Genomic DNA, 25557 nt, shown 5'->3' on the forward strand with positions numbered 1-25557 from the left:
CGTGGGTGCAGCGCGGCACGTGCGCAGTGCGAAGATAGAGGGGTGTCGTCTTCACAGCAGTCCGAACCACCGGTGACAGTCTCCCACACCGGACCGTCCGATTCCGCGGGCCCCGGCTCGGAGCCGCCGCCGTCGACCGTGTTCCGGATTCCCGTCCTCGCCCTCGCCGGCGTGGTTCTGTTCCTCTTCGGGGCCACCTTCCCCGTCGCCGGGAACCCGGCGCTGTTCGGTTGGACGCTGATCTTCCCGGTGCTCGCGGCCTACGCCGTGCTCCGGCTGCGGACCACCGTGACCCCGGACACCCTCCGGGCCCGGTCGATGGTGCAGATCCGCACCGTCGCGTGGGCCGACGTCACGGGGTTGAGCTTTCCTCGATTGCGATGGGCTCGGGCAACCCTGGCGGACGGCTCGCAGGTCCCGCTACCCGCGATCACCATCGACGATCTGCCGAAACTCTCGCGCGCGAGCAACGGCGCCGTTCCCGATCCCACGCCCCCGCCTGCCGAAACAGAGCCGGCCGAGCCGGAACCGACCGAATCGGAGCCGACCGACGAGCCGGAGTCCGACGGCGGCGCCGAGTCCGTTGCGTCGGACCCGACCCCGCCGAAGTGATCACGCGTCGCGAGATCACATGACGAACGGATCGGCTCCGTTGAGCAGGATCCAGATGGCCACCGCGCCGCCGATACCCAGAGCAAGAGCCAGGAACGACCCGATGAACGGCCGACGCGCCCAGCCGCGTCCGCCGTCGATCGCGATCCGACCCGGTCCGGTCAGCACGATCGCCGCGGCGGCCAGTACCAGCAGCGTCTCGTACTCCACGCCGTCGGGTGCGAAGAACTGCAGCCCCGGCTCCGCGACCTGACGCACCAGCCAGGCGTTGATCATCACGGCGACCACGGCGGCGCCCGCCAGCGGTGTGGCCAGGCCGAGAATCAGCAGGGCGCCACCCGCGACCTCGCCGATGGCACCGAAGACGGAGAGCAGCCGCGCCTGGTCGTATCCGGCTCCGGCCACCGTCTCCTCGAACCCGGACAAACCGGGGCCGTCGAACCAACCGGTCAACTTCTGGAGACCGTGCACCAGGATGATCGCGCCCACGGAGACCCGCAGGATCAACAGACCCAGATCGAGGGATCCGCGCCTCTCCTTGGTCTCGACGACTTCCCGGCGCACGGACGGATCGTCGGTGGCCACGGCACCCGTAGCCATCCCGGCTCCGGCCGTGCCCCCGGCCATCCCGGCGCCCGCGGGACCGACCTCGGACGTCGAGAACGCCCGGGTGGACTGATCGGGAACGTTCGCATACCCGGCGGTGCGCGCGTCGTCGGTGCTGTCGGCACCTCGATAGGTCGGAATCTGTTCCGTCGGGTGCACGCCGGACGAGCCGTCCAGATCGTCGTCCGTGCGCGGCATCGACGACGACCCGGCGGTGGATCCGATGCGCTCGGTGGGCTGGTCGTACGGGCTCGACGCGGGCTCGTAGGGCGCGCCGGCGCCGTCTGGGTCTCGGGACTTGTCACTCACGCAGATCAGAGTAGGTCTCGGCCCGCGTTTTTCCGGGCTGCCTCGCCGGACCCGTACCGTGGGGACTCATGACGGTCGGTGATCAGGCAGCAGGGTCCGGGCGCGGTTCACGCCGGCGACGCCCGACGGCGGCGCTCGCGCTGCTGATGACCGGTGCCCTGCTCACTGCGGGGTGCGCACGTTTCGACGATTCCGCGTCCACGCCGTTCGCGCCCGAGCCCAGCTTCGAGGCCGCCGACATCGCCCCCGTCGAACCCGGAGAGCCAGGATCGGATTCGGCCGAGCCCACGGAGCCACCGGCACCGGAATCGCTGGGCCCGTGCGACGATCCGGACCCCAACGTGGTGGCGACCTGTCTCGACACCTTGGGCGGACTGGTCGTTCTACCCGGCGGAGCCGACGCGTTCGTCGCCGAACGCCGCACCGGCACGGTCTACCGCGTCGCGCCCGGCGTTCCCCCGAGCGAATTCGCCACGATCCCGGTGGACGGCAGCGGCACCGGGGGCCTGCTCGACATCGCGCTCTCCCCCACCTACGCCGAGGACCGACTGCTCTACGCCTACATCACGACGCCGTCCGACAACCGGGTCGTCCGGATCGCCGCGGGCGATGTCCCGAAGAACGTGCTGACCGGCATCCCGCGCGGCGCGAACGGCAACTCCGGCGCACTGGACTTCTCGGGACCGAACGAACTCCGAGTGATCACCGGAGACGCCGGCGAGCCGACGAACGCAGCCGACCCGTCGTCCCTCGCGGGCAAGGTTCTCGGCCTCGGCGGTACGGCCGCGGACACCTCACCCGCTCCGCGGGTGCTCATGAGCGGTATCGGGCGGGCCGGGGACGTGTGCACCTCGCCCGACGGGAACACCTGGGTCACCGACGCCACGGCGACCGAGGATCGACTCTCGCGCATCACCCCCGAGGGCGCCGTGGTGGCCGGCGTGTGGACCTGGCCCGATCGACCGGGCGTGGGCGGATGCGCCGTCGGACCCGGTTCGGTGTCGATATCGATGGACGACGCGCGTGCTCTCGCAAGCGTGCCGATCGATCCGCAGACCGGCGCCGTCCCCTCTCCCCCGACGCTGACCGCGCAGAACCAGTACGGGAGCCTGCGCGGCGCAGCCGCCGGTGCGGAGGGACAGGTCTGGGTGAGCACCGTCAACAAGGACGGCGGTGCACCCTCGCCGACCGACGACCGCGTCGTGATCATTCCGGTTCCCTCTGGCGGCGGCGGGAGCGACTGAGCCGCGCCCGGCTTCTGCCCGGTAGGGCGCCGGCCGCGGCCCGGACCTAACTGCAGGCGGCGATGACCAGTTCCTTGACCCTGGCCGGATCCGCCTGTCCCTTGGTCGCTTTCATGACCGCACCGACGATGGCGCCCGCAGCCTGCACCTTGCCGCCGCGAATCTTGTCGGCCACCGAGGGATTGGCGGCCAGCGCGTCGGCGACGGCGGCTTCGAGGGCCGAATCATCCTGCTGCACAGCCAGTCCGCGTGCGTCGATCACCGCGTCGGGTTCGCCCTCACCGGCGAGCACCCCGTCCACGACCTTGCGTGCGTTGGCGTTGGTCAGAGTGCGGTCCGCCACGAGCGCGGCGACTCGAGCCACCTGCGCCGGGGTGATCGGCAGGTCCTCGAGTGCCACCGATCGGGTGTTGGCCTGCTGGGCGAGATACGCCACCCACCAGCTGCGGGCCGCGTCGGCGGAGGCACCGGCGTCGACCGTCGCGGTGATCGAACGCAGCGCGCCGGCGTTGACCACGTCACGCATGACGGCGTCGGACCAACCCCACTCCTTCTGGATGCGCGCCCGAACCAACCACGGCGCCTCGGGAATCGTGGCTCGCAGCTCCTCGATCCACGCCGCGTCCGGCGCCACGGGCTCGAGGTCGGGTTCCGGGAAGTAGCGGTAGTCCTCGGCGGTCTCCTTCTTGCGACCGGGATTGGTCGTCCCGTCCGCCTCCTGGAAGTGCCGAGTCTCCTGGACGATCTCACCGCCGTCCGCGAGAATCGCAGCCTGCCTGCGCATCTCGTACCGAACGGCCACCTCGACGCTCTTGAGCGAGTTGACGTTCTTGGTCTCGGTGCGGGTGCCGAACTCCGACGCACCCTTCTCCATCAGAGACACGTTGGCGTCGCAGCGCAGCGAGCCCTGGTCCATCCGGACGTCGGAGACTCCGAGTCCCTCGAGCAGTTCCCGCAACGCGGTCACGTAGGCCCGCGCCACCTCGGGCGCCCGTTCGCCGGCACCGGAGATGGTCTTGGTGACGATCTCCACCAACGGCACGCCGGCCCGGTTGTAGTCGAGCAGCGAATGGCTCGCGCCGTCGATCCGACCCGTGGCCCCACCGACGTGCAGGGACTTCCCGGTGTCCTCCTCCATGTGCGCGCGCTCGATCTCCACGCGCCAGGTCGTGCCGTCGTCGAGCACCACGTCGAGGTATCCCTCGGTCGCGATGGGTTCGTCGTACTGCGAGATCTGGTAGTTCTTGGGCTGATCCGGGTAGAAGTAGTTCTTGCGCGCGAACCGGCCCCACGGAGTGATGGAACAGTTCAGAGCCAACCCGATGCGGATCGCCGACTCGACGGCCGCAGCGTTCACCACCGGCAGTGCTCCGGGCAGACCCAGGCAGACCGGGCAGACCTGTGTGTTGGGTTCGCCGCCGAATTCGGTGGGACACCCACAGAACATCTTGGTGGCGGTTCCGAGCTCGACGTGGACCTCCATCCCCAGTACGGGATCGAAGCGCGCGATCACCTCGTCGTAATCCATCATCTCGACGGTGGCAGCAGTCATGCGCATACTTTACCGCCGTACGTCAGCCGAAGATGACACGCATCTCCTGGTACCGCTCCTCCGGAACGGTCTTGTGATTGGCGAGAGCCTCGTCGAAGTGGACGTGGGCGATGTCGGTGCCGTGCAGCGCGACCATCTTTCCCCAGCCGCCCTCGGCGACGAGGTCGACGATGGCCATGCCGAGCCGGGTGGCCAGCACGCGATCGAACGCGGTGGGCACACCGCCGCGCTGGATGTGACCGAGAACCGTTGCCCGCGTTTCGATTCCGGTGCGCTTCTCGATCATCGGCGCGAGCCGCTCGCCGATTCCCCCGAGCCGGGGACGGTCGAATCCGTCGAGGCCCTTCGTCGAGTGCGGTTCGGCCATGTCCGGCAGAGTGAACCCCTCCGCGACGACGACCATCGGCGAGCGACCACGGTCACGGACGCTGACCGCCCACGCACAGATCTGATCGATGCTCTCGGGCTGCTCCGGAATGAGGATGGCGTGTGCGCCGCCCGCGATTCCCGAGTGCAGCGCGATCCACCCCGCGTGGCGGCCCATCACCTCGAGCACCATGCACCGATCGTGCGAATTACCGGTGGTACGCAGACGATCGATGGCCTCGGTGGCGATCTCGACGGCGGTGTCGAAACCGAAGGTGTAGTCGGTCGCGTCCAGATCGTTGTCGATGGTCTTGGGAACGCCGACGATGTTGATGCCGTCCTCGTACAGGCGTTTCGAGGCGCTCGCCGTTCCTTCTCCGCCGATCGCGATGACACCGTCGACCCCGAGCGAATCGAGTACGCGCTGAACGTTCTCGGCTCCGCCGTTCGGTTCCTGGTACGGGCCGACGCGGCTGGTTCCCAGAATGGTTCCGCCCTGGTGGGACAGTCCGCGGACGCGGCTGCGGTCGAGCGGGATCACGTCGCCCTCGACGAGGCCGCGCCAGCCGCCGAGGAACCCCACGAACTCCTGCCCGTAGACGGCGGACCCCTTGAGGACCGCGCCACGGATGACCGCGTTGAGGCCGGGACAATCCCCACCGCTGGTGAGGATGCCGATTTTCGTCATCAAGGACCTCCGTGTCGGTCGTGCATGTCGAATCTAGGCACTCGGGCCGCGGCGCGCGCCGAGACGTGCCGCGGCCGGTGTCAGATGGACGCGTGCGGGAAGGCTCCCCGAGCGGCCTCGTACGCGGCGCCGACCCGGTACAGCCGGTCGTCCGCCATGGCCGGTGCCATGATCTGCAGACCGACGGGCAGACCGTCCGCGAGTCCCGAGGGCACGGACATGGCCGGGTGCCCGGCGAGGTTGGTCGGCAGGGTGCACAGGTCGTAGAGGTACATCGCGATCGGGTCGTCGACCTTCTCGCCGAGCGGGAACGCCGTCGACGGCGTGGTCGGCGAGACCAGCACATCGACCTTCTCGTAGGCACGATCGAAGTCGCGCGCGATGAGCGTGCGAATCTTCAGAGCCTGCCCGTAGTACGCGTCGTAGTACCCCGCGGACAGCGCGTACGTCCCGATCATGATGCGGCGCTTGACTTCCGGACCGAAGCCCGCTGCCCGCGTCATCGCCATGACCTGCTCGGCACTGTGGGTGCCGTCGTCGCCCACGCGCAGCCCGTACCGCATGGCGTCGAAGCGGGCGAGATTGGACGACACCTCGGACGGCAGGATCAGGTAGTACGCCGCCAGAGCGTGGTCGAAGTTGGGGCACGAGACCTCGACAACCTCCGCGCCGAGAGAGGTGAGAACCTCCACGGCGGCGTCGAACGACGAGATCACACCCGGCTGGTAGGCGTCGGAATGCAGTTCCTTCACCACGCCGACCCGCACGCCCCGAAGGTCACCGCCCGCGCCGGCCTTGGCCGCGGCGACGACATCGGGGACGGCGGCGTCGACCGACGTCGAATCGCGACGATCGTGTCCGGCGATGACCTGGTGCAGCAACGCCGTGTCGAGAACCGTTCGGCCGCAGGGCCCGCCCTGGTCCAAGGACGACGCACACGCGATCAGTCCGTACCGGGACACGGCGCCGTACGTCGGCTTGCACCCGACGGTGCCGGTGACGGCAGCGGGTTGGCGGATGGATCCGCCGGTGTCGGTTCCGATGGCCAGCGGCGCCTGGAACGACGCGAGCGCCGCCGCCGAACCGCCGCCGGATCCGCCGGGGACCCGAGTGGTGTCCCACGGGTTGAGCGTCGGGCCGTAGGCACTGTTCTCGGTGGACGAGCCCATCGCGAACTCGTCCATGTTCGTCTTGCCCAGCAACGGGATTCCCGCCGCGCGCAACCGTGCGGTGACCGTCGCGTCGTAGGGCGAGACCCAGCCCTCGAGCATCTTCGAACCGGCCGTGGTCGGCATGTCCGTGGTGGTGAAGACGTCCTTGAGAGCGAGCGGAACCCCGGCCAACGGCGACGCGGGCTGCTCCCCCGCGTCGAGGGATCGGTCGACGGCGTCGGCGGCCGCCATCGCGTCGGTGGACGCCACGTGCAGGAACGCGTGCAGCGTGCCGTCGACCTCGGCGATGCGGTCGAGGTGAGCGCGGGTGACCTCGGCGGCCGAGACCTCACGCGTGCGGATCAGATCGGCCAGATCGGCCGCGGTGCTGTGGACGAGGTCGGTCACTCGGAGTCTCCCAGGATGCGGGGAACGGCGAACCGATCCTGTTCGGCGGACGGTGCGCCGGCGAGAGCGGCGTCGGGTGTGAGACCCTCGACGACCTCGTCCGGACGGGTGACGTTGGTCACCGACAGCGGGTTGGCCGTGGCCGGCACGTCGTCGACCGACACCTCGGACACGGCCTGGACGTGGCTCAGGATCGAATCGAGCTGGCCGGCGAACTCGTCGAGTTCGGCATCGGTGAGTGCGAGCCGCGAGAGTCGAGCGAGGTGAGCGACCTCGTCACGGGAGATGGCGGGCTGGTCACGAGATTCGGGCATGTCCGTCATGCCCCTTTCGATGCGTACGACATGGCCGTCAGCCTAGTTCGTGACGACGGGATCGCTCCCCGGCGCCTCGTGTCTGCAACTCGATGTCCGTCGCGGTCGGTGCGAGGATGTCCGCGTGTCGTATCTGTTGCGTGTTCAGTTGCCGGACCGCCCCGGCAGTCTCGGGTCCCTCGCGGTCGCCCTGGGGACCGTCGGCGCCGACATCCTCTCGCTCGACGTCGTCGAGCGCGGCGACGGATACGCCATGGACGATCTGGTCGTCGAGCTGGCTCCGGGTGCCCTGCCCGACGCGTTGATCACCGCGGCCGAATCCCTCGACGGTGTGCGAGTGGAATCGATTCGGCCCTACGCCGGAATCCTGGACACCCACCGCGAACTGGAGCTGATCGACCGGGTCGCCACCGCGCACGACGACCGGCTGCAGGTGTTGGTGGACGGCGCTCCCCGCGTACTGCGCGTGGGGTGGAGCACCGTCGTGGGCATGGGCGACGGTGGCCCCACCGTGATCGTGGGCAGTTCCGGGGCCCCCGAGACCCTCGCCGACGACATGCCGTGGATGCCGCTCACCGCGCCCGCGGCACTCGACGCGGACGCGGAGTGGGTTCCCGACTCGTGGAAGACGATGAACACCACCCTCGCTGCGGCTCCGCTCGGCTCCACCGACGCCGTTCTGGTCCTGGGGCGGCCCGGGGGACCGGATTTCCGGCCGTCGGAGATCGCGCGCCTGGGCTACCTAGCCGGCATCGTCGCCACCGTCCTGGGCTGACGTCTCCGGGGCTTCGGGCGCGCCCTCGGCCTCGGGCGTCTCGGGCGGCCGCACCGCGTCGGGGCCGTCCGCGAGAAGGGTCCTGAATCCGTCCTCGTCCAGCACCGGAACCCCGAGTTCGAGGGCCTTGTCGTGCTTGGATCCGGGCGCCTCCCCGACGACGACGAACGCGGTCTTCTTCGACACCGATCCCGCCGCCTTGCCTCCCCGCGCCAGGATGGCTTCCTTGGCGTCGTCGCGGGTGAACGTCGCGAGCGACCCCGTGACCACGATGGACATGCCCTCCAGGGTGCGCGTGATGCTCTCGTCCCGCTCGTCCTCCATGCGCACCCCGGCGGCGGCCCACTTGTCGACGATGGCGCGGTGCCACTCGACGGCGAACCATTCCGTGACGGCGGTCGCGATGGTGGGACCGACACCGTCCGCTGCCGCCAGTTCCGACTCCGACGCGGCGCGGATGGCCTCGAGACTGCCGAACCTCGCAGCCAGTGCCCGCGCCGCGGTGGGCCCGACGTGCCGGATGGACAACCCCACGAGCACCCGCCACAGCGGCTGGTTCTTCGCCTTGTGCAGGTTCTCCAACAACCGCCGTCCGTTGGCCGACAGCGCACCGGCCTTGGTGCGGAACAGATCCGTGGCGGTGAGGTGATCGGCCGTCAGATCGAACAGATCGCCCTCGTCCGAGACGACCCCGGCGCTCAGCAGCGCCGTCGCCGCCTCGTAACCCAGCGCCTCGATGTCGAATGCACCGCGGCCCGCCACGTGGAACACCCGCTCGCGCAACTGCGCCGGGCAGTACTGGGTGTTGGGGCAGCGGATGTCCGCGTCCCCCTCCTTGCTGGGCGCGAGCGTGGTGCCGCACTCCGGGCACTCGGTGGGCATCACGAACTCGCGCTCGCTGCCCGTGCGGGCATCGACGACGGGACCGAGAACTTCCGGAATGACCTCTCCCGCTTTGCGAATGACGACGGTGTCGCCGATCAGCACGCCCTTGCGCACCACCTCGGAGGCGTTGTGCAGCGTCGCCAGCGACACCGTCGATCCCGCCACGAGCACCGGTTCCATGAACGCGAAGGGGGTGACCCGTCCGGTGCGGCCGACGTTCACGCGGATGTCGAGCAGCGTGGTGGTGGCCTCCTCCGGCGGATACTTGTAGGCGATGGCCCAGCGCGGAGCCCGTGAGGTCGAGCCCAGCCGACGGTGCGCGCCCATGTCGTCGACCTTGACCACGAGGCCGTCGATCTCGTGCTCCACGGAGTGCCGGTTCTCACCCCAGTGCCGGACTCGCTCGACGACGGCGTCGACCCCGCGCACGACGGCGCTGTGCGTCGACACCGGCAGCCCCCAGGCGGCCAACGCGTCGTACGCGACGGATTGGGTGGTCGGCTCGAAGCCCTCGAGACGCCCGAATCCGTGGCAGATCATGCCGAGCCGGCGCCGTGAGGTGACCGCCGGATTCTTCTGGCGCAACGAACCGGCCGCGGAGTTGCGCGGATTGGCGAACGGGGCCTTGCCCTGCTCCACCAGGGACGCGTTGAGCGCCTGGAAATCCGTCAGGCGGAAGAAGACCTCGCCGCGGACCTCGAGCAGAGTGGGAACCGGGAATTCGTCTGTGCCGGTGAGGACCTCGGGGATGTCGTCGATGGTGCGGGCGTTGAGCGTGACGTCCTCACCGGTGCGCCCGTCGCCGCGGGTGGCGGCGCGCACCAGGCGTCCGTTCTCGTAGACGAGGTTCAACGCGACCCCGTCGATCTTCACCTCGCACAGGTAGTGGAGGTTCTCCCCCGCTTCGACCTCGACCCGGCGCACCCAGGTGCGCAGTTCCTCCTCGTCGAACACGTTGTCCAGGGACAACATTCGCTCGAGGTGGTCGACCGCGGTGAAGTCCGTCTCGAACCCGCCGCCCACCAACTGCGTCGGCGAATCCGGCGTCCGTAGGTCCGGATGTTCGGTCTCCAGGGCCTCGAGCCGACGAAGCAACGCATCGAACTCGCCGTCGGAGATGATCGGAGCGTCACGGACGTAGTACCGAAACTGGTGACCGCGCACTTCCTCGGCCAACTCGGTCCACTGTTGCTTCTCGTCCGGTGACGCCGCGGCGACCTCGACCTGGTTCTCGTCCACGCCGAGAACACTATCGGAGGGCTCCGACAGGCCGTCCTCGCTCGTCAGACGCCGTCGGGATCGTCGTCGAGCGCGCGACGCACGTCCTGCACCACGGTCGACGCCTCGCGAGCCCACCGCGGCGATGCCTCCGCGAAGCCGCACCGCGGTGCCACCGAGACCCGGTCGCGCAGCAGCCGGCGCGCGAAACCCAGTCGGTCGATCAGCTCCGCCGCGGCGCGGGCGCCCTCCCGCCACGGCGGCGGCGAACCGGTCCCCGATCCGGCCACGAGGCCCAGGACCGGGACGCCCCCGGCCTCTACGAACTCCCCCAGCGCGTCGTAACGAGACACGGGCAGCAGCGACAGGTCGAAGGCCACGGCCGCCGCCCCGCTCCGGCCGAAGACCTCGAAGGGTACGTCGCGATCGCACGTGTGGATCATCACCGGGAGATCCAGCCGGTCGACGACACGAGAGAGCAGGTCGGTCACCTCCGGGGCCGGAATCGCAGGAATCCGATCTAAGCTGGTCACGCCCTGCACCCGCCCACCGAGGACCGCCGCGATCCGAGGTTCGTCGAGTTGGACCACCACCTCGGCGCCGAGCCTGCGCGACACCTCGGCCGCGTGGACGGCGAGGCCCTCCGCCAGCGATTCCGCGAGGTCGCGGACGGCCCCGCGGTCGGTCAACGCACGGTGCCCGGTGGCCAGCTCGACCTCCGCCGCCAGGGTGAAGGGTCCGGCGGCCTGCACCTTGACCGAGTGCCCGGCGCCGCGGAGCCCTCGCACCTCCCACTCCTCCTCGAGCACGTCGAGGTCGCGGGAGAGATGGTCCGCGGCGAGGCGGCCCGTGGCGCTCCGACGTGCACTGACGCGGTAACCACTGGTCGCGGCGTCGAGTTCGATGTCGACCAGCATGGCTCCGGTGCGCCCGATCATGTCCGCACCGAGTCCGCGCGCGGGCAGTTCGACGACGTGGGGCAGTCGCGTCAGTTCTCCGACGACGATGCCGACCGCCTCCGCGATGTCGGTGCCCGGCCACGAACCGATGCCGGTGGCGAGCCCCGCGAACGCTGCGCCGGCGTCGTCGCTCACGAACCCGTGGACGAGAGGGCCGCGGCGGACGAGGTACCGGAGATGGTTCCGCTGCCCACGACGATGTCGCCGTCCGGGTCCGGGCGGTAGATCACGGCGGCCTGTCCGCGCGCGACGCCGGTGAGCGGCCTGTGCAGCGAGATCACGAGCTCCCCGCCCACGCTCTCCGCCGTCGCCTCGGCGAGACCGCCGTGGGCGCGCACCTGCGCGACGCAGTCGACGGGGCCGTCGGGCGCCTGCCCGGAGGTCCAGACGGGTGCCGACGCGGTGATCGAGTGCACATCCAGCCGAGCGGCGGACCCGACGCGGACCGTGCCGGTCTCGGGTTCGATCGACGTCACGTACCGGGGCTTGCCGTCCACGGCCGGACCCTCGACGCCCAGTCCCTTGCGCTGACCGACGGTGAACCCGTGCACGCCGTCGTGGCCGGCGAGAACGTCACCGGTGTCCGCGTCGACGACGCTGCCCGGCCGCACCCCGATACGAGCGCCGAGAAACGCGCGGGTGTCACCCGACGGGATGAAGCAGATGTCGTGACTGTCCGGCTTGTCCGCGACCGCGAGCCCCCGGTCGGCGGCTTCTGTGCGCACCTGCGCCTTGGGGGTGTCACCGATGGGGAACAGAGCTCGGGACAGCTGCCGGGCGGTGAGCACACCGAGCACGTACGACTGGTCCTTGTCCGCGTCGACCGCACGGCGCAGCACACCGTCCTCGAGGCGCGCGTAGTGGCCGGTTGCCACCGCGTCGAACCCCAGGGCCTCGGCTCGGTCCGCGAGCGCCGCGAACTTGATCTTCTCGTTGCAGCGCAGGCAGGGATTCGGTGTCTCGCCCGCAGCGTAGGAGGCGACGAAATCGTCGATCACGTCCTCCTTGAAGCGATCCGCGAAATCCCAGACGTAGAACGGGATTCCGAGGACGTCGGCCGCACGCCGAGCGTCACCCGCGTCCTCCTTGGAGCAACATCCCCGTGACCCCGTCCGCAACGCGCCCGGCGCGGTGGACAGGGCGAGGTGGACGCCGACCACGTCGTGGCCGGCATCGACGGCGCGTGCCGCCGCGACGGCGGAGTCGACACCGCCACTCATCGCAGCCAGAACTCGCATCTTCTCCTACCTTTCCGAACTCGTGGTGGAGGCCATGCCGGCGGCTCGCGCACGCTCGACGACCTGTGGAAGTACCTCGAGCACCGCGTCGACGTCGGCGTCGGTGCTCGTGTGGCCGAGAGAGAATCGCAACGACCCGCGGGCGTGATCGGGATCCAGGCCCATCGCGAGGAGCACGTGGCTCGCCCGGGCAACTCCGGCGGTGCACGCGGAACCGGTGGAGCACTCCACGCCGGCGGCGTCGAGAAGCATCAGCAGCGAATCACCCTCGCAGCCGCGGAAGGACACGTGCACGTTGCCGGGCAGACGCTCGGACCCGACCGGTCCGTTCACCGTCGCGTCGGGGATCGACTCGACGATGCCGCGCATCAGTCTGTCCTGCAGGGACCGCAATCGCGGCTCGAGCTCGGGCCGATTCTTCGTCGCGATCTCGAGGGCGACGGCCATTCCCACCGCTCCCGCGGTGTCCGGTGTACCCGAACGCACGTCTCGTTCCTGACCACCGCCGTGCAGCATCGGCTCGCAGGCCACCGACCGGCCCAACAACAGCGCCCCGACGCCGTGCGGACCGCCGAACTTGTGCGCGGCGACGGACAGCGCCGACAGTCCGCTCGCACCGAAGTCCACGACACCGGTTCCCGCCACCTGCACGGCGTCGCTGTGCATCGGAATGCCGAACTCCCGCGCGGTGTCCGCCAACTCACCGATGGGCATGATGCTGCCGACCTCGTTGTTGGCCCACATGATCGTGATCAGGGCGATCTCGTCCGCGTGTTCCTCGAGCTCGGCCCGGAGCGCGGCGGTGTGCACCACGCCCTGCGCGTCGACCGGCAACCACGTCACCGACGCACCTTCACGAGCCTCGAGCCACTCGACGGCGTCGAGCACCGCGTGGTGCTCCGCGGCGCCGGCGACGATGCGGACGCGGGCGGGGTCGGCGGACCGTCGGGCACAGTAGATGCCCTTGACGGCGAGGTTGTCGCTTTCCGTGCCACCGGAGGTGAAGATCACCTCGGACGGGCGGGCACCGAGCGCGGCCGCGATGCTCTCGCGTGATTCCTCGATTCGACGCCGGGCCGTGCGCCCCGATCCGTGGAGCGACGAGGCGTTACCCACGGTTCCGTGGACGGCGGTCATCGCCTCGATGGCCTCGGGGACCATCGGGGTGGTGGCTGCGTGGTCGAGATAGACCGGAACGGCGCGGGTGCGGAGCGACATGACGTGTCCGAGGATAGCCGGTCCGGCGTCGGACACCGTCGTCGCTCACCGGCTGCGGGGCTGCCTGTCCCGCACCAGCGTCATCGGTGGGACACCGGTCACAGCGTTCTCGATCGGTCGCACGCTGCGTTCCGCCGCCGCCGCGAGCTCGCGCCGGTCCCCGGCTCCGACCAGGCGCTCCCCCGCGCGGACGTCGACCCGGATGCCGGACAGCCGCAGGATGCGCGACATCGAGGTTCCGATGCTCTCGTCGCCGACGAACGCCGTCGCCGTGCTGCGTTCATCGGAGCAGTCGCGGTAGACGATCTCGAGCGGCTGCACGTCGGCGCCGACGTCCACCGCCGCCTGGAAGAAGGCCGGCCGGAACCGGCCGTAGGCAGTGCCGCACCACGTGGTTCCCTCCGGAAAGACCACGACGGTCTCCCCCGCACGCAGCGCGTCGGACACCTCGTCGATGGAACCCGGCAGAGACCGCAGGCTTGCCCGGTCGACGGGCACGACGCGCACGATGCGCGCGAGCACTCCGAGGACCGGCCAATCGACGAGGTCCGCCCGAGCGACGAAGCGGCAGGGCAGCACCGAGGCGATGACCAGGATGTCGGTCCAGGACACGTGGTTGGCCACCACCAGCGTGCCCACCCCGTCGCGTGGCGAACTCGCATCGAATCCACTGGCTCGCAACCGAATTCCCATGGCGCGCAGCACACTGCGGGCACCTCCTCGCGCCGCTGTCCGGCGCGCCGACGCCGGCAGACAGCGTGCGGCGAGCAGCACGGGCACCACCGCGAGAACCAGGACGATCGCCGCCCACCGCAGTACCACTCGCCAGGCGCGCACGGCCGGAGATTCCGACGCGATGCATCCGGCGCCGCACGGGCTGTGCGGCATCCAGGCGTGGTGGGCGCGCGTGACCTCCGGAGCGGTGACCGGGTCGAGCGCGACCGCATCCAGCGGGACGGGGTCCAGCGCGGCCGCACCGACCGTCGAGACCGTCACGACGCGTCGATTCCGGCAGCCGCCGAGCGAAGCCGGTCGAGGTACCGCACGTTGGCGTCCTCCATCGACAGGAGGGCCACGAAGTCGGCCACCCCGAAGTCCGGGTCGTGCGCCGGATCGCCGCAGATGGACGCGCCCATGCGGAGGTATCCCCGGAGCAGCGGTGGCACCGACACCCGCGCCGGCGCGGCGATGCCGCTCAGAGCCGTCCCGTCCACCACGACCGGACGGAGTGGGTACGCCCGCACGTCGGATCGGTGCCGACGCTCCACGAGGTCACGCACACCACGCACGTGCGCTCCGACGGGCACCCCGTCGCCGAGGTCCATCGGAACCGAGACGCACCCCATGACACGGTCGTAGCCGCGGAGATCGAGATAGCGGAGAATTCCGGACCACATGAGCCCCAGGACCGAGCCCGAACGGTGACCCAGTCGCACACAGGCACGGCCCATCTCCACGGTGCGGCGCTCGAACGCGGCCAGCTCGGCGATGTCGAATTCGGTGGCCGTGTAGTACCCGCCGGCGCGTTCGGCGCCCGAGGGGGTCAGCATGCGGTAGCACCCCACGGGCCGTCCGGTCGCGTTCTCGATCACCAACAGGTGCTCGCAGAACCGGTCGAAACGATCCCGGTCGACCCCGTCGACGAAGGCGGCGGTGTCGAAACCGGCCTCCTCCCCGAAGACGAGGGCGCGGAGCCGTTGCGCGATGTCGATGTGGGTGGGCGTCGAGCCGAGAATCAGGGAATAGTGCCGGTCCGAGACCAGCACGGTGTTGTCGGAGACTTTGAACGCGGGCAACGAGGACATGACCGGAGTTGTCATGGTGCAGGTCTATCGAGCCCGTGCGTCCGCGGAGCCACACCTCGGCGCCGCGTCGGTGTCGATCGAGTGAATCTCGGGCTACGGACGCGACGACGCCCCGCTGCCGAGAGGCAACGGGGCGTCGTCCACGCCGGAAGGGATCAGCCCTTGCGCTTCTTCACTGCTTCCGCCAGCTGCGGGGTGACGTTGAAGAGGTCACCCACGACGCCGAAGTCGGCGATCTCGAAGATCGGCGCTTCCTCGTCCTTGTTGACGGCGACGATCGTCTTCGAGGTCTGCATGCCGGCCCGGTGCTGGATGGCGCCGGAGATACCGAGTGCGACGTAGAGCTGGGGCGAGACCGTCTTGCCGGTCTGACCCACCTGGAACTGACCCGGGTAGTAGCCCGAGTCGACGGCCGCACGCGACGCGCCGACCGCGGCACCGAGCGAGTCCGCGAGCTCTTCGACCACGGAGAACTTGTCCGCGCTGCCCACGCCTCGACCACCGGAGACCACGACGGAGGCTTCCGTCAGTTCCGGACGGTCGCCGCCGACGATCGGGTCACGCGAGATGACCTTCACGGCGGATTCCTCCTGGGCGGGCACCTCGACGACGACGCGCTCGCCGGCGCCGGCCTGCGGCTCCGCCTCGATCGCTCCCGGGCGCACCGAGATGATCGGCAGCTCGCCGTTGGTTCGGGCCTCGACGGTGAACGCGCCACCGAAGATGGAGTACGTGGCGGACGCGTCGGCATTGATGCTGACGACGTCCTGGTGCAGTCCGGATCCCAGACGCGCGGCCAGACGACCGGCGACCTCCTTGCCCTCGATACCACCCGAGGTGATGATCGCGGCGGGCGAGACCTGCTCGGCGAGCGCCCCGAGGACGTCGACCTTGGGTGTCACGAGGAAGCCGTCGATGTCGTCGGACTCGGCGACGTAGATCTTCGCGGCGCCGGCCTCGGTCAATGCGTCGGCGATGGTGTCGGTGGTGCCGGGGGCCCCGGTGACGACCGCGGAGGGCTCACCGAGGGTGCGCGCGGCCGTGATCAGTTCGCTGGTGACCTTCTTGAGCGTCCCGTCGGAGTGCTCGACGAGTACGAGTACCTCTGCCATGGTGCTTCTCCTGTGCTGATGGTGTGTCGTGGTCGCGGATGCGGCGAAACGACGGGACTAGATGATCTTCTGACCGACGAGGAACTCGGCGACCTTGGTGCCGCCCTCGCCCTCGTCCGTGACGCGCTCGCCGGCCGTCTTCGGCGGCTTCGGCGTCACCGTGGTGACGGTGGTGCCGGCGTTGTCGACGCCCACGGTCTCGGGGTCGACGCCGATGTCCGCGAGGGTGAGGACCTGCACGGTCTTCTTCTTCGCGGCCATGATGCCCTTGAAGGACGGGAAGCGCGGCTCGTTGATCTTCTCGGTGACGCTGACGATCGCGGGCAGGCTGGCCTCGAGGCCGAACACGCCCTCGTCGGTCTCGCGCTCGCCGGAGATCTTGCCGTCGGAGATGACGAGCTTGCGCATCTGCGTGAGCTGCGGGATGCCCAGGTACTCGGCGATGATGGCCGGGACGGCGCCGATGCGGCCGTCGGTGGCCTCGTTGCCGGCGATGACCAGATCGGCGGCTTCGCCGTTCTCGAACTCCACCTGACCCAGGGCCGCGGCGAGTGCCCACGCGGTCTGGATGGCGTCGGATCCGTGCATGGCCGGATCGTTGACGTGCACGGCGCTGTCGGCGCCCATGGACAGGGCCTTGCGGATGGCTTCGGTGGCGCGGTCCGGGCCTGCGGACAGAACCTTCACCTCGCCGCCTTCGCGCTCCTTGATCAGAAGCGCTTCCTCGACGGCGCGCTCGTTGATCTCGTCGAGCACGGCATCGGCAGCTTCCCGGTCCAGCGTGTAGTCGCCGTCCGAGAGCTTGCGCTCGGACCATGTATCGGGAACCTGCTTGATCAGAACGACAAGGTTCGTCATGAGACTTCGTCGACCTCCTGTGTGAGTCTCGAGCGCTCCGCGCGACTCGAGTGCTGCGGGTCTGTAGTTGTTCGGCGCGGGTGGTAGAGACGTTTTCCCGACGTACAACGGACGTTACCCCATGTCTAGTTACCAGTCGGTAACTTACCCCGAGAAGTGTCGAATTGCACCGATTCGGAGCGCACCGATCCAGGTTCCGACCCCGGGAACCACTAGTGTCGCCCGGATGAACGACGTCACGGACACCCCACCGGAGGACTCGCTTCCGCTCACCGGCGAGCGCACCGTGCCCGGTATCGCCGAGGAGAACTACTGGTTCCGCCGACACGAGGTGGTCTACCGCGAGTTCGCTGCGCAGTGCTTCGGAAAGACCGTTCTCGAAGCCGGATCCGGCGAGGGCTACGGCGCGGACATCATCGCCGCCGCCGGCGGTCGCGTCGTGGGACTCGACTACGACCGTGGCGCTGCCGAACACGTCCGTAGGCGTTACCCGAAGGTGGACATGCTGCGCGGCAACCTGGCGACGCTTCCCTTCCGAACCGACGCCGTCGAGGTGATCGTCAACCTCCAGGTCATCGAGCACCTGTGGGATCAGGAGCAGTTCCTTCGCGAGTGCCACCGCGTGCTGGCACCGCAGGGCCGACTGATCGTGAGCACGCCGAATCGACTCACGTTCTCACCCGGCCGGGACACCCCCCTGAACCCGTTCCACACCCGTGAACTCGCTCCGGGTGAGATGCGAGACCTGATGCACAGCACCGGTTTCCGCGTCGACTCCTTCGTGGGTGTTCATCACGGCGACCGGCTGGCCGCTCTCGACCGCACCTACGGCGGTTCGTTCATCGACGCGCAGATCGACCGCGCGTTGGCCGGGGAACCCTGGCCGGAGCAACTCACCCGCGACGTCGCCGCCGTCTCGGCGGCCGACTTCGACATCCGGGGCGGCGACCTCGACGCCAGCCTGGATCTGGTGGTCGTCGCCACGAAGGCCGCGGCGCAGGCGTGAGCCCCGTCGCATCCACCGCCGAACCGGGCATGTTCGCCCTGGTTCTGCACTCTCACCTGCCCTGGTTGGCCCACCACGGACGGTGGCCGGTCGGCGAGGAGTGGCTGTACCAGTCCTGGAGCGGGTCGTATCTCCCCCTGGTGCGCGAACTCCGGGCTCTCGCGGACGAGGGTCGGACCGGCCTGCTGACCCTCGGGGTGACCCCGGTGCTGGCCGCTCAGCTCGACGATCCGCACTGCCTCGACGGCATGCACCATTGGCTCGGCAACTGGGAGCTGCGCGCTCGTGAAGCGGCCGGATCGTCCGACCCGTCCCGCCGCGAACTCGGAGCGCGCGAATACCGCGGCGCCCGCGGCGCACTGGCCGACTTCGAATCTCGATGGCGCCACGGCGGCTCCCCCGTGCTGCGGTCCCTCGCCGACGCCGGAACCGTGGAGCTGCTCGGCGGACCGTCGATGCACCCGTTCCAACCGCTCCTCGATCCGCGGCTGCGCCGATTCTCGCTGCGCGAGGGACGCGCCGACGCCGTGCGGCGATGGGGACGTGCTCCCCGCGGAATCTGGGCGCCGGAATGCGCCTTCACGCCCGGTATGGAGTCCGACTACGCCGACGCCGGGGTCGGTCATTTCCTGGTGGACGGTCCGGCCCTGCACGGCGACACCGCATCGGGACGGCCCGTCGGAGAGTCCGACGTCATCGCCTTCGGCCGCGATCTGCCGGTGAGCTACCGCGTGTGGTCACCGAAGTCCGGATACCCCGGTCACGCCGCGTACCGGGACTTCCACACCTACGACCACTCCACCGGCCTCAAGCCCGCTCGGGTCACCGGCCGACACGTCGACGGTCCCGACAAGGCGCCCTACGACCCCTCCCTGGCGGACGCGGCCGTCGCCGCGCACGTCGACGACTTCGTCGAGGTGGTGCGGGCCCGGTTGCGGGCCGAGCACGAACGCATCGGCAAACCCGCACTCGTGGTGGCCGCCTTCGACACCGAGCTGTTCGGGCACTGGTGGCACGAGGGCCCGCAGTGGCTCGCGGCGCTGCTGCGCGCCCTTCCCGAGGCCGGCATCGACATCGGCACCCTGAGCGACGCCGTCGATCGCGGCTACGTCGGCGACGCGGTCCACCTCACCGACACGTCGTGGGGTTCGGGGAAGGACTGGCGGGTGTGGACCGGGGAGGGCGTGCGGGATCTCGTCGATCTGAACGCCGACGTCACGTCGACCGCACTGCGCGCGATCGACGCGTCACCGGATCGATTCGGACGCAACCGAATCGACGACCAGCTGATCCGCGAAGCGCTGCTGACCACCTCCAGCGACTGGGCGTTCATGGTGACCAAGGATTCGGCCGCGCAGTACGCGCGAGAACGAGCGCACCGGCACGCACACGCCGTCCGGGAGATCGCCGCCGCCCGCATCGGCGGAGACGAGGCCCGCGCGGGACGCCTCGCCGCCGGGTGGAACCGCGCGGACAACCTGTTCCCCGATCTCGACGCCCGACGCCTCACCGCGGAGTCTCTGCCGTGAGAGTGCTGCTCGTGTCCTGGGAGTACCCACCCGTCGTGGTGGGCGGACTCGGTCGACACGTCCATCATCTCGCCGTCGAACTCGCCCGGGCCGGCCACGAGGTCGTGGTGCTGTGCCGTCGCCCCACCGGCACCGACGCCGTGTCGCATCCCGGGACGTCCTTCGTCTCGGAGGGCGTACTGGTGGTCGCCGTGGCCGAGGACCCCGCACACTTCACCTTCGGCGTCGACATGCTCGAGTGGACCCTGGCCATGGGACACGCGATGGTGCGGGCGGGTCTCGCACTCTCGAAACCCGGTGTCGGCCAGGGCTGGACACCGGACGTGGTCCACGCTCACGACTGGCTGGTCGCCCATCCGGCCATCACCCTCGCCGAGTTCTACGACGTCCCGCTGGTCGGAACCATCCACGCCACCGAGGCCGGGCGACACAGCGGTTGGGTGTCCGGGCGCGTCAACCGGCAGGTCCATTCGATCGAATGGTGGCTGGCGAACGAATCCGACTGCCTCATCGCCTGTTCCGCGGCGATGGACGACGAGGTGACGCGGCTGTTCGGACCCCTGCCCGCACCGGTCACGGTGATCCGCAACGGGATCGACACGACCCGGTGGTCGTTTCGAGCCCGCCCGGACCGGAGCGGACCTGCCACGCTGCTGTTCGTCGGACGGCTCGAGTACGAGAAGGGGTTACAGGATCTGCTCGCCGCCCTACCCCGAATTCGCCGGAGCCACCCCGGAACTCGACTCACCGTCGTCGGTGACGGCACCCAGCTGGCGTGGCTGACGGATCTCGCGCGCACCCATCGGATCCTGCGCTCGGTGGACTTTCTCGGATCGCTCGATCACGAGGGGGTTCTCGGCCGGCTGCACGCCGCCGACGCACTCGTGCTCCCCAGCCGCTACGAACCGTTCGGCATCGTCGCGCTCGAGGCCGCCGCCGCCGGAACACCCGTGATCGCCTCCACTGCAGGCGGTCTCGGTGAAGCCGTCGTCGACGGGGTGACGGGCACGTCGTTCCCTCCCGGCGATGTCGCAGCGTTGACCGCCGCCGTGCGGTCGGTACTCGACGATCCACGATCCGCGGCCCACCGCGCCGAGACGGCCGCAGCGCGGCTGACCGCCGACTTCTCCTGGGACACCGTCGCCGCCGAGACCGCTCGGGTCTACGCCGGCGCCAAACGTCGGGTACGCAGCCCGTTGGGTCGCCCGGAGGTGATCGAACGCCCGCTGCCCGAACGGGATTCGACGTAGCTCACCCCGTACGCAGCGCCTCAGGCACCGCCCTCCTTCTTGCGCGCGATGTCCTCCAACGCGGCGACGTACGCGGCGCGATCCTGCGCTCCGGCCTCCCAGTCCGCCTTGCGATTGCGCACCACGCGTGCGGGCGCACCGACGGCGATGCCGTAGTCCGGCACGATTCCCTTCACCACGGCATGGGCACCGAGAACACATCCGCGCCCGACCGCCGTCTCGCGCAAGACCGTCACCTTGGCGGCGATCCAGGTGTCCGGGCCGATCCGGACCGGGGATTTGACGATGCCCTGATCCTTGATGGGCATCGTCACGTCCTCGGTGCGGTGGTCGAAGTCGCAGATGTAGCACCAGTCGGCCACCAGGGTCGACGCCCCGATCTCGATGTCGAGATAACAGTTGACGACGTTGTCCTTGCCGAAGACCACCTTGTCGCCGATCCGCAGCGAACCCTCGTGGCAGCGAATGGCGTTGCCGTCGCCGATGTGGACCCAGCGACCGATCTCGAGCCGCGCGAGTTCCGGCGTCGCGTGGATCTCGACGTTCTTGCCCAGGAACACCATGCCTCGCAGGATCACGTGCGGATTTGCCGCCTTGAACTTCGCGAGGCGGTAGTACCGGACCAGGTACCACGGTGTGTAGGCCTTGTGCTCGAGGACCCACTTCACGGAGGCGACGGTCAGGAAGCGGGCCTGATCGGAGTCGCGACGACGGGACCCGCGCCAGCGCGTGCGCAGGGGGGCGTTCCACATACTCGTCATGACCGGCACCCTACGACACCACCTGCGCGCCGCCGGGGCTGCCGCCGGTTACCCTCAGGTGCCCCACCGCCCGTGCACCCGACCGTCGGGAACGCACGATCCGGTACCCCCGTCGTAGGAGTGATGCATGTCCGGCGCGTACGCCCCCCCCGGCCGAGGAGCACCGCCGCGCGCGCCGATTCCGCCCGACCCGCGTCGCCGTGGCCCTCGCCGCCGCGGCCGGAGTCGTCGCGGGCTGCGGCACCGGTTCCGGTTCCGGTTCCGTCGACGTTCTCGGCGGGCCGGGGTGGCTCGGTGGACTCTCCGACGCCCGCAACAGCTCCAGCGTCGACGCCGACGGCACCCGTGACCTCGAGTTGACCTGGACTCGCCCCCTCGGTGCACCCACCGCCACGCGCGCCTCCATCGCACCCAACGGTCAGATCACGGTCACCATGGCCGATTCCGCCGGTTGTCCTCTGGGCTCGTTCCAGGGCGATTCCGGCCGCAAACGATTCTGCAATCCGCTGGGACCGTCGGGCGTCTCGTCCACCGCGGTCGCCGACGGCGCGTCGAACGTCTACGCGGGCGACGACGGTTCGATCCGCTCGGTGAACCAGAACGGTCAGTTGCGCTGGCAGACCCCGGTGTACGGCGTTCCGCGCGCTCCCCAGTTCCTTCCCGACGGCAACGTCCTGGTGGTCACCCAGTTCGGCCAGGTCAACGTCCTGAGCAGTCAGACCGGGCAGGGTGAAGCACCCATCTACGATCTGGTCCCCCCACCCGAATTCCTGGATCGACCGGACGCTCCCCTACGACCGGCCGCGGACGGTCTCCTGGCCTGCTTCGGCGGCGGCCCGGACTGCGCCGTCGCCGCCGCGCCCGCGGTGGACCTGCAGTCGTCGACGATCTACGTCGTCCTCTGGCGCGACGGAGCCATCGCCCCGCAACTGGTGGCGCTGAACTACACCGGTGGCGATGCGCCCGTGATCGAGGAGGCATGGTCCTCGGAACTGCTGCCCTCGGCGGTCACGTCGAGTCCGGTCCTGTCGGGCGACGGCACGCGGGTCTATCTGACCGACACCGAGGGAACGGTTCGCGCGTTCGACACCGACGGCGGGGAGCCGGTCTGGTCGTACTTCGTCGGCGACCGAGCCGCGGGGAGCGTGTCGATCGCCGACGACGGAACGATCGTCACGGCGGGTGGCAACGGTGCGCATCTGCGGGCCATCCGCGACGGAGGCGACGAGCCCGAGGTGCTGTGGGAGCGCGAGGATCTGACTCTCGCCGGGTCCACCGCGCTGGCCGCGGGCGGCACCGGGTACGCGGTGACCGAGCAGGCCGACACCCTCACCCTGGTGACCTTCGACCTGGAAACCGGTGACACCGTCGACACCGACGAGATCCCCGGAGCCACGGGAACCACCCCGGGGGTGTCGATCGGTCCCGACGGCGAGGTCGTCGTCCCCACCGGCGTCGGCGAGTTGTTCCACTTCAGCTGACGTCGGAACCGCCGATGGTGCGCGGGCCGCACACGAACACCGTTGCGCTGCGACCGATCCGAGTGATCACCAGTGCGAGCGCCCGCGATCCGCGCAACTTCAACGCCGAGCGCAGAACCGCCGGATCGACATCCACACCGCGCACCAGAATTTCCAGTGACCCGCAGTCGGCGTCGGCGAGGTATCGCCGCAATCCTTTCTCCGAGAACGGGAGTCGCTCCAGGATCTCGAAACCGGGTGTGCCGGCCGGCAATCGATCACCGGTCAGGTGCGCGATACGCGGATCCAGTTGCCACAGATCGTGTTTCGCCGCGTAGTGCCGCACCAGCCCCGCCCGCACCACCGCGCCGTCGGGATCGACGACGAACCGTCCGGGTTCACGTACCGCGATCTCGTCGGACTCCGCGTCGGTCAGCTCCCACGACGTGCCGTCCGACCGCATCACCGTCGCGCGCCGCCGGACCCCGGACTCGCCGAGCCCCGGACTCCACAGACACGCTTCGCGCACGCCGCCGTCCAGCGACACCACCTCGACCTCACCGTCGAAATCCAGGCGATCGAAGTCCAACCCCGGGGCGCACTTGACCACGAGGTCCCGGCCCCGGTACGCCTCCATCAGATCGGGCAGAGGCGGTTCGAGGGCAGCAGGATCGTGGCGTCGGCGTCCGCCCGCTCGGCGCCCCGGATCGGCGATCACGACGGTTCCGCGGGTGACCGGCGTCAGCGCATCGGACCGCAGGAGCGGGACCTCGGGAACGTTGTGCCGAGCCATGCGCAGACGCACGGGGTCGAGGTCACTGCCCACCACCGCGGAGGCCGCACCGCGCAGAGCGAACAACTCCGTCCCGACCGAACACGTCACGTCGTGGACCGCGCGGCCCGCCAGCCGACGGGCGCGGTGGAGGGACACGGCCTCGGTCGTGGCCTGCTGGAGAGCGTCGTCGGTGAAGAGCCAGCCGGTGGCCGACGGGACCTTCAGCGCCGCGCGGCGTTGCAGGCGCACCGTGTCGATCAGGGCAGCGGCGCGGTCACCGAATCGGCCGCGGACCCGCTGCACGTCGGCGATGTGCGACGCCGGGCCCAGCTCGAGTTCCGCGACCGCGGCGATGTCGGCCGACGCCGACGTGAGGTACGCGACGTCGTCGAGGGTGAACGCGTACCCCACCGAGGACGGTTACCGGCCGGGGCCGGACACGTCCGGCTTCACACCGGTGATCATCACGTTGTAGAAGTACCCGCGGGGCACCACGTGGTGCAGGACGTTCTCGTCCAGCCAGCTGAGGGACTTCCAGCCGTTGAACGCGAACTTCGCCCAGTTCCACCCCAGCTTCTCGGCGGGAACGGCGGCCTCGAAGGTGCGGACCGGCCACCCCAGGAGGGCGGCGGCGAACTCCTCGGTCTTCGCCTCGACCGCGTCGGCACCGGCGGCCCGTGCGATGTCCTCGAGCGTGCTCGGGTCGAAGGTGTGGAGATCGACCACGGCCTCGAGCGCTGCGGCCTGCGACGACTCGTCGAGTTCCTGCTGCGGCCGGCGCCAGTCGGCGAGGAACGGCAGCCGGGTCGCGCGGGTCGTCGCTTCCCACGTCAGGCGTCCGAGCCAGCGGGCGTAGAAGTTGCCCACGGTGGTGGGCTCGCCGGCGAAGACGAAGCGACCGCCGGGCTTGAGTACCCGCAGGACCTCACGCAGCGACTGCTCGACGTCGGGGATGTGGTGCAGCACGGCGTGGCCGACGACCAGGTCGAACGTGTCGTCCTCGTAGGGGATGGTCTCCGCGTCGGCGACCCGGCCGTCGACGTCGAGCCCGAGGTGTTCGGCGTTGCGCAGCGCGACCTTGACCATGCCGGGTGAGAGATCGGTGACCGAACCGCGCGCGGCGACACCGCTCTGCATGAGGTTGAGCAAAAAGAATCCCGTGCCGCACCCCAGTTCGAGTGCCCGATCGTAGGGCAGCGGCTGATCGCCCGCGACGGCGTCGAAACGGCCGCGGGCGTAGTCGATGCATCGCTCGTCGTACGAGATGGACCACTTGTCGTCGTAGGTCTCGGCTTCCCAGTCGTGGTAGAGCACCTGGGCCAGCTTGGTGTCCGACCGCGCCGCCTGGACTTCCTCCGCGCTGGCGTGCGGGCGAGGAGCGGGATCGGAACCGGGGGTGTTGTCGCGACTGGCGGTCATGAAGAGCGATCCTATCTGGTGAAGGTGGGCGGTCGATCG

General features: G+C 69.8%; 23 protein-coding genes. 7 read left to right on the forward strand and 16 right to left on the reverse strand.

All coding sequences use genetic code 11. The features are described 5' to 3' along the window. Positions 1 to 72 precede the first annotated feature (72 nt). A complete protein-coding gene (locus ACY466_RS13075; RefSeq protein WP_463245795.1) occupies positions 73 to 612 on the forward strand; it encodes a PH domain-containing protein in 540 nt (179 codons plus the stop codon). Between the two features lie 15 nt (positions 613 to 627). Here the strand turns inward: ACY466_RS13075 and ACY466_RS13080 are convergent, their stop codons facing one another. Beyond that, a complete protein-coding gene (locus ACY466_RS13080; protein ID WP_463245796.1) occupies positions 628 to 1527 on the reverse strand; it encodes a DoxX family protein in 900 nt (299 codons plus the stop codon). 68 nt (positions 1528 to 1595) lie between these two features. Between ACY466_RS13080 and ACY466_RS13085 the strand changes: the two genes are divergently transcribed. Then, on the forward strand, positions 1596 to 2771 hold the full coding sequence (locus ACY466_RS13085) for a PQQ-dependent sugar dehydrogenase (protein ID WP_463245797.1): 1176 nt from the start codon (positions 1596 to 1598) through the stop codon (positions 2769 to 2771). Between the two features lie 46 nt (positions 2772 to 2817). Here ACY466_RS13085 and gatB read toward each other — a convergent pair whose 3' ends face one another. The 4 genes from gatB to gatC all read right to left on the reverse strand — a co-directional run bounded on the left by gatB (position 2818) and on the right by gatC (position 7250). Continuing rightward, on the reverse strand, positions 2818 to 4323 hold the full coding sequence (gene gatB / locus ACY466_RS13090) for an Asp-tRNA(Asn)/Glu-tRNA(Gln) amidotransferase subunit GatB (RefSeq protein ID WP_463245798.1): 1506 nt from the start codon (positions 4321 to 4323) through the stop codon (positions 2818 to 2820). A gap of 22 nt (positions 4324 to 4345) precedes the next feature. Then, complete coding sequence (locus tag ACY466_RS13095) at positions 4346 to 5377, reverse strand: 6-phosphofructokinase (RefSeq protein WP_463245799.1); 1032 nt, start codon at positions 5375 to 5377, stop codon at positions 4346 to 4348. A gap of 80 nt (positions 5378 to 5457) precedes the next feature. Beyond that, a complete protein-coding gene (gene gatA / locus ACY466_RS13100) occupies positions 5458 to 6936 on the reverse strand; it encodes an Asp-tRNA(Asn)/Glu-tRNA(Gln) amidotransferase subunit GatA (protein WP_463245800.1) in 1479 nt (492 codons plus the stop codon). Continuing rightward, complete coding sequence (gene gatC / locus ACY466_RS13105; protein ID WP_463252282.1) at positions 6933 to 7250, reverse strand: Asp-tRNA(Asn)/Glu-tRNA(Gln) amidotransferase subunit GatC; 318 nt, start codon at positions 7248 to 7250, stop codon at positions 6933 to 6935. The genes gatA and gatC overlap by 4 nt, the downstream gene beginning before the upstream one ends. Before the next feature lie 124 nt (positions 7251 to 7374). Between gatC and ACY466_RS13110 the strand changes: the two genes are divergently transcribed. Next, positions 7375 to 8025, forward strand: coding sequence for an ACT domain-containing protein (locus ACY466_RS13110; protein WP_463245801.1), 651 nt, complete (start codon positions 7375 to 7377; stop codon positions 8023 to 8025). Here the strand turns inward: ACY466_RS13110 and ligA are convergent. The 8 genes from ligA to ACY466_RS13150 all read right to left on the reverse strand — a co-directional run bounded on the left by ligA (position 7993) and on the right by ACY466_RS13150 (position 17318). Beyond that, positions 7993 to 10149 (reverse strand): NAD-dependent DNA ligase LigA, encoded by a 2157-nt coding sequence (gene ligA, locus ACY466_RS13115; protein ID WP_463245802.1) that lies wholly within the window; start codon positions 10147 to 10149, stop codon positions 7993 to 7995. The genes ACY466_RS13110 and ligA overlap by 33 nt on opposite strands. A gap of 44 nt (positions 10150 to 10193) precedes the next feature. Next, the gene (locus tag ACY466_RS13120; protein ID WP_463245803.1) at positions 10194 to 11222 is read right to left on the reverse strand and encodes a uroporphyrinogen decarboxylase/cobalamine-independent methonine synthase family protein; all 1029 of its coding nucleotides are present in this window, start codon (positions 11220 to 11222) and stop codon (positions 10194 to 10196) included. Beyond that, positions 11219 to 12325: a tRNA 2-thiouridine(34) synthase MnmA gene (mnmA, locus tag ACY466_RS13125; RefSeq protein WP_463245804.1), complete on the reverse strand. Its 1107-nt coding sequence runs from the start codon at positions 12323 to 12325 to the stop codon at positions 11219 to 11221. The genes ACY466_RS13120 and mnmA overlap by 4 nt, the downstream gene beginning before the upstream one ends. 6 nt (positions 12326 to 12331) lie before the next feature. Continuing rightward, positions 12332 to 13543 carry a cysteine desulfurase family protein gene (locus ACY466_RS13130; protein WP_463245805.1) on the reverse strand — a complete coding sequence of 404 codons (1212 nt, stop codon included), beginning with the start codon at positions 13541 to 13543 and terminating at the stop codon, positions 12332 to 12334. A gap of 45 nt (positions 13544 to 13588) precedes the next feature. Next, positions 13589 to 14539: a lysophospholipid acyltransferase family protein gene (locus tag ACY466_RS13135; protein ID WP_463245806.1), complete on the reverse strand. Its 951-nt coding sequence runs from the start codon at positions 14537 to 14539 to the stop codon at positions 13589 to 13591. Beyond that, entirely contained in the window at positions 14536 to 15363 is an 828-nt protein-coding gene (locus ACY466_RS13140; protein ID WP_463245807.1) for a GNAT family N-acetyltransferase, read from the reverse strand. Before ACY466_RS13140 ends, ACY466_RS13135 begins: the two co-directional genes overlap by 4 nt. A 140-nt stretch (positions 15364 to 15503) precedes the next feature. Next, positions 15504 to 16460 (reverse strand): electron transfer flavoprotein subunit alpha/FixB family protein, encoded by a 957-nt coding sequence (locus ACY466_RS13145; RefSeq protein WP_463245808.1) that lies wholly within the window; start codon positions 16458 to 16460, stop codon positions 15504 to 15506. A gap of 57 nt (positions 16461 to 16517) precedes the next feature. Then, the gene (locus ACY466_RS13150; protein WP_463245809.1) at positions 16518 to 17318 is read right to left on the reverse strand and encodes an electron transfer flavoprotein subunit beta/FixA family protein; all 801 of its coding nucleotides are present in this window, start codon (positions 17316 to 17318) and stop codon (positions 16518 to 16520) included. Positions 17319 to 17544: 226 nt separating this feature from the next. Here ACY466_RS13150 and ACY466_RS13155 point away from each other — a divergent pair, with 226 nt between their 5' ends. From ACY466_RS13155 to ACY466_RS13165, 3 genes are read left to right on the forward strand one after another with little or no spacing between them, the layout of a single operon-like run. Further along, positions 17545 to 18324, forward strand: a complete 780-nt coding sequence (locus ACY466_RS13155) for a class I SAM-dependent methyltransferase (protein ID WP_463245810.1) — start codon at positions 17545 to 17547, stop codon at positions 18322 to 18324. 29 nt (positions 18325 to 18353) lie between these two features. Then, a complete protein-coding gene (locus tag ACY466_RS13160) occupies positions 18354 to 19853 on the forward strand; it encodes a 1,4-alpha-glucan branching protein domain-containing protein (RefSeq protein ID WP_463252283.1) in 1500 nt (499 codons plus the stop codon). Continuing rightward, positions 19850 to 21103 (forward strand): glycosyltransferase family 4 protein, encoded by a 1254-nt coding sequence (locus ACY466_RS13165; protein WP_463245811.1) that lies wholly within the window; start codon positions 19850 to 19852, stop codon positions 21101 to 21103. Before ACY466_RS13160 ends, ACY466_RS13165 begins: the two co-directional genes overlap by 4 nt. A gap of 20 nt (positions 21104 to 21123) precedes the next feature. Here ACY466_RS13165 and ACY466_RS13170 read toward each other — a convergent pair whose 3' ends face one another. Beyond that, positions 21124 to 21864 (reverse strand): acyltransferase, encoded by a 741-nt coding sequence (locus ACY466_RS13170; protein ID WP_463245812.1) that lies wholly within the window; start codon positions 21862 to 21864, stop codon positions 21124 to 21126. A 200-nt stretch (positions 21865 to 22064) separates the two neighbouring features. Here ACY466_RS13170 and ACY466_RS13175 point away from each other — a divergent pair, with 200 nt between their 5' ends. Further along, positions 22065 to 23345, forward strand: a complete 1281-nt coding sequence (locus ACY466_RS13175; protein WP_463245813.1) for an outer membrane protein assembly factor BamB family protein — start codon at positions 22065 to 22067, stop codon at positions 23343 to 23345. Here the strand turns inward: ACY466_RS13175 and ACY466_RS13180 are convergent. Together ACY466_RS13180 and ACY466_RS13185 are read right to left on the reverse strand one after the other, a co-directional pair. Continuing rightward, on the reverse strand, positions 23338 to 24510 hold the full coding sequence (locus ACY466_RS13180; protein WP_463245814.1) for a THUMP-like domain-containing protein: 1173 nt from the start codon (positions 24508 to 24510) through the stop codon (positions 23338 to 23340). The two genes, ACY466_RS13175 and ACY466_RS13180, sit on opposite strands and share 8 nt — an antisense overlap. Positions 24511 to 24519: 9 nt before the next feature. Further along, positions 24520 to 25518, reverse strand: coding sequence for a class I SAM-dependent methyltransferase (locus ACY466_RS13185; RefSeq protein ID WP_463245815.1), 999 nt, complete (start codon positions 25516 to 25518; stop codon positions 24520 to 24522). Between the last annotated feature and the right edge of the window lie 39 nt (positions 25519 to 25557).

Source organism: Rhodococcus sp. K11/5 (assembly GCF_055193735.1).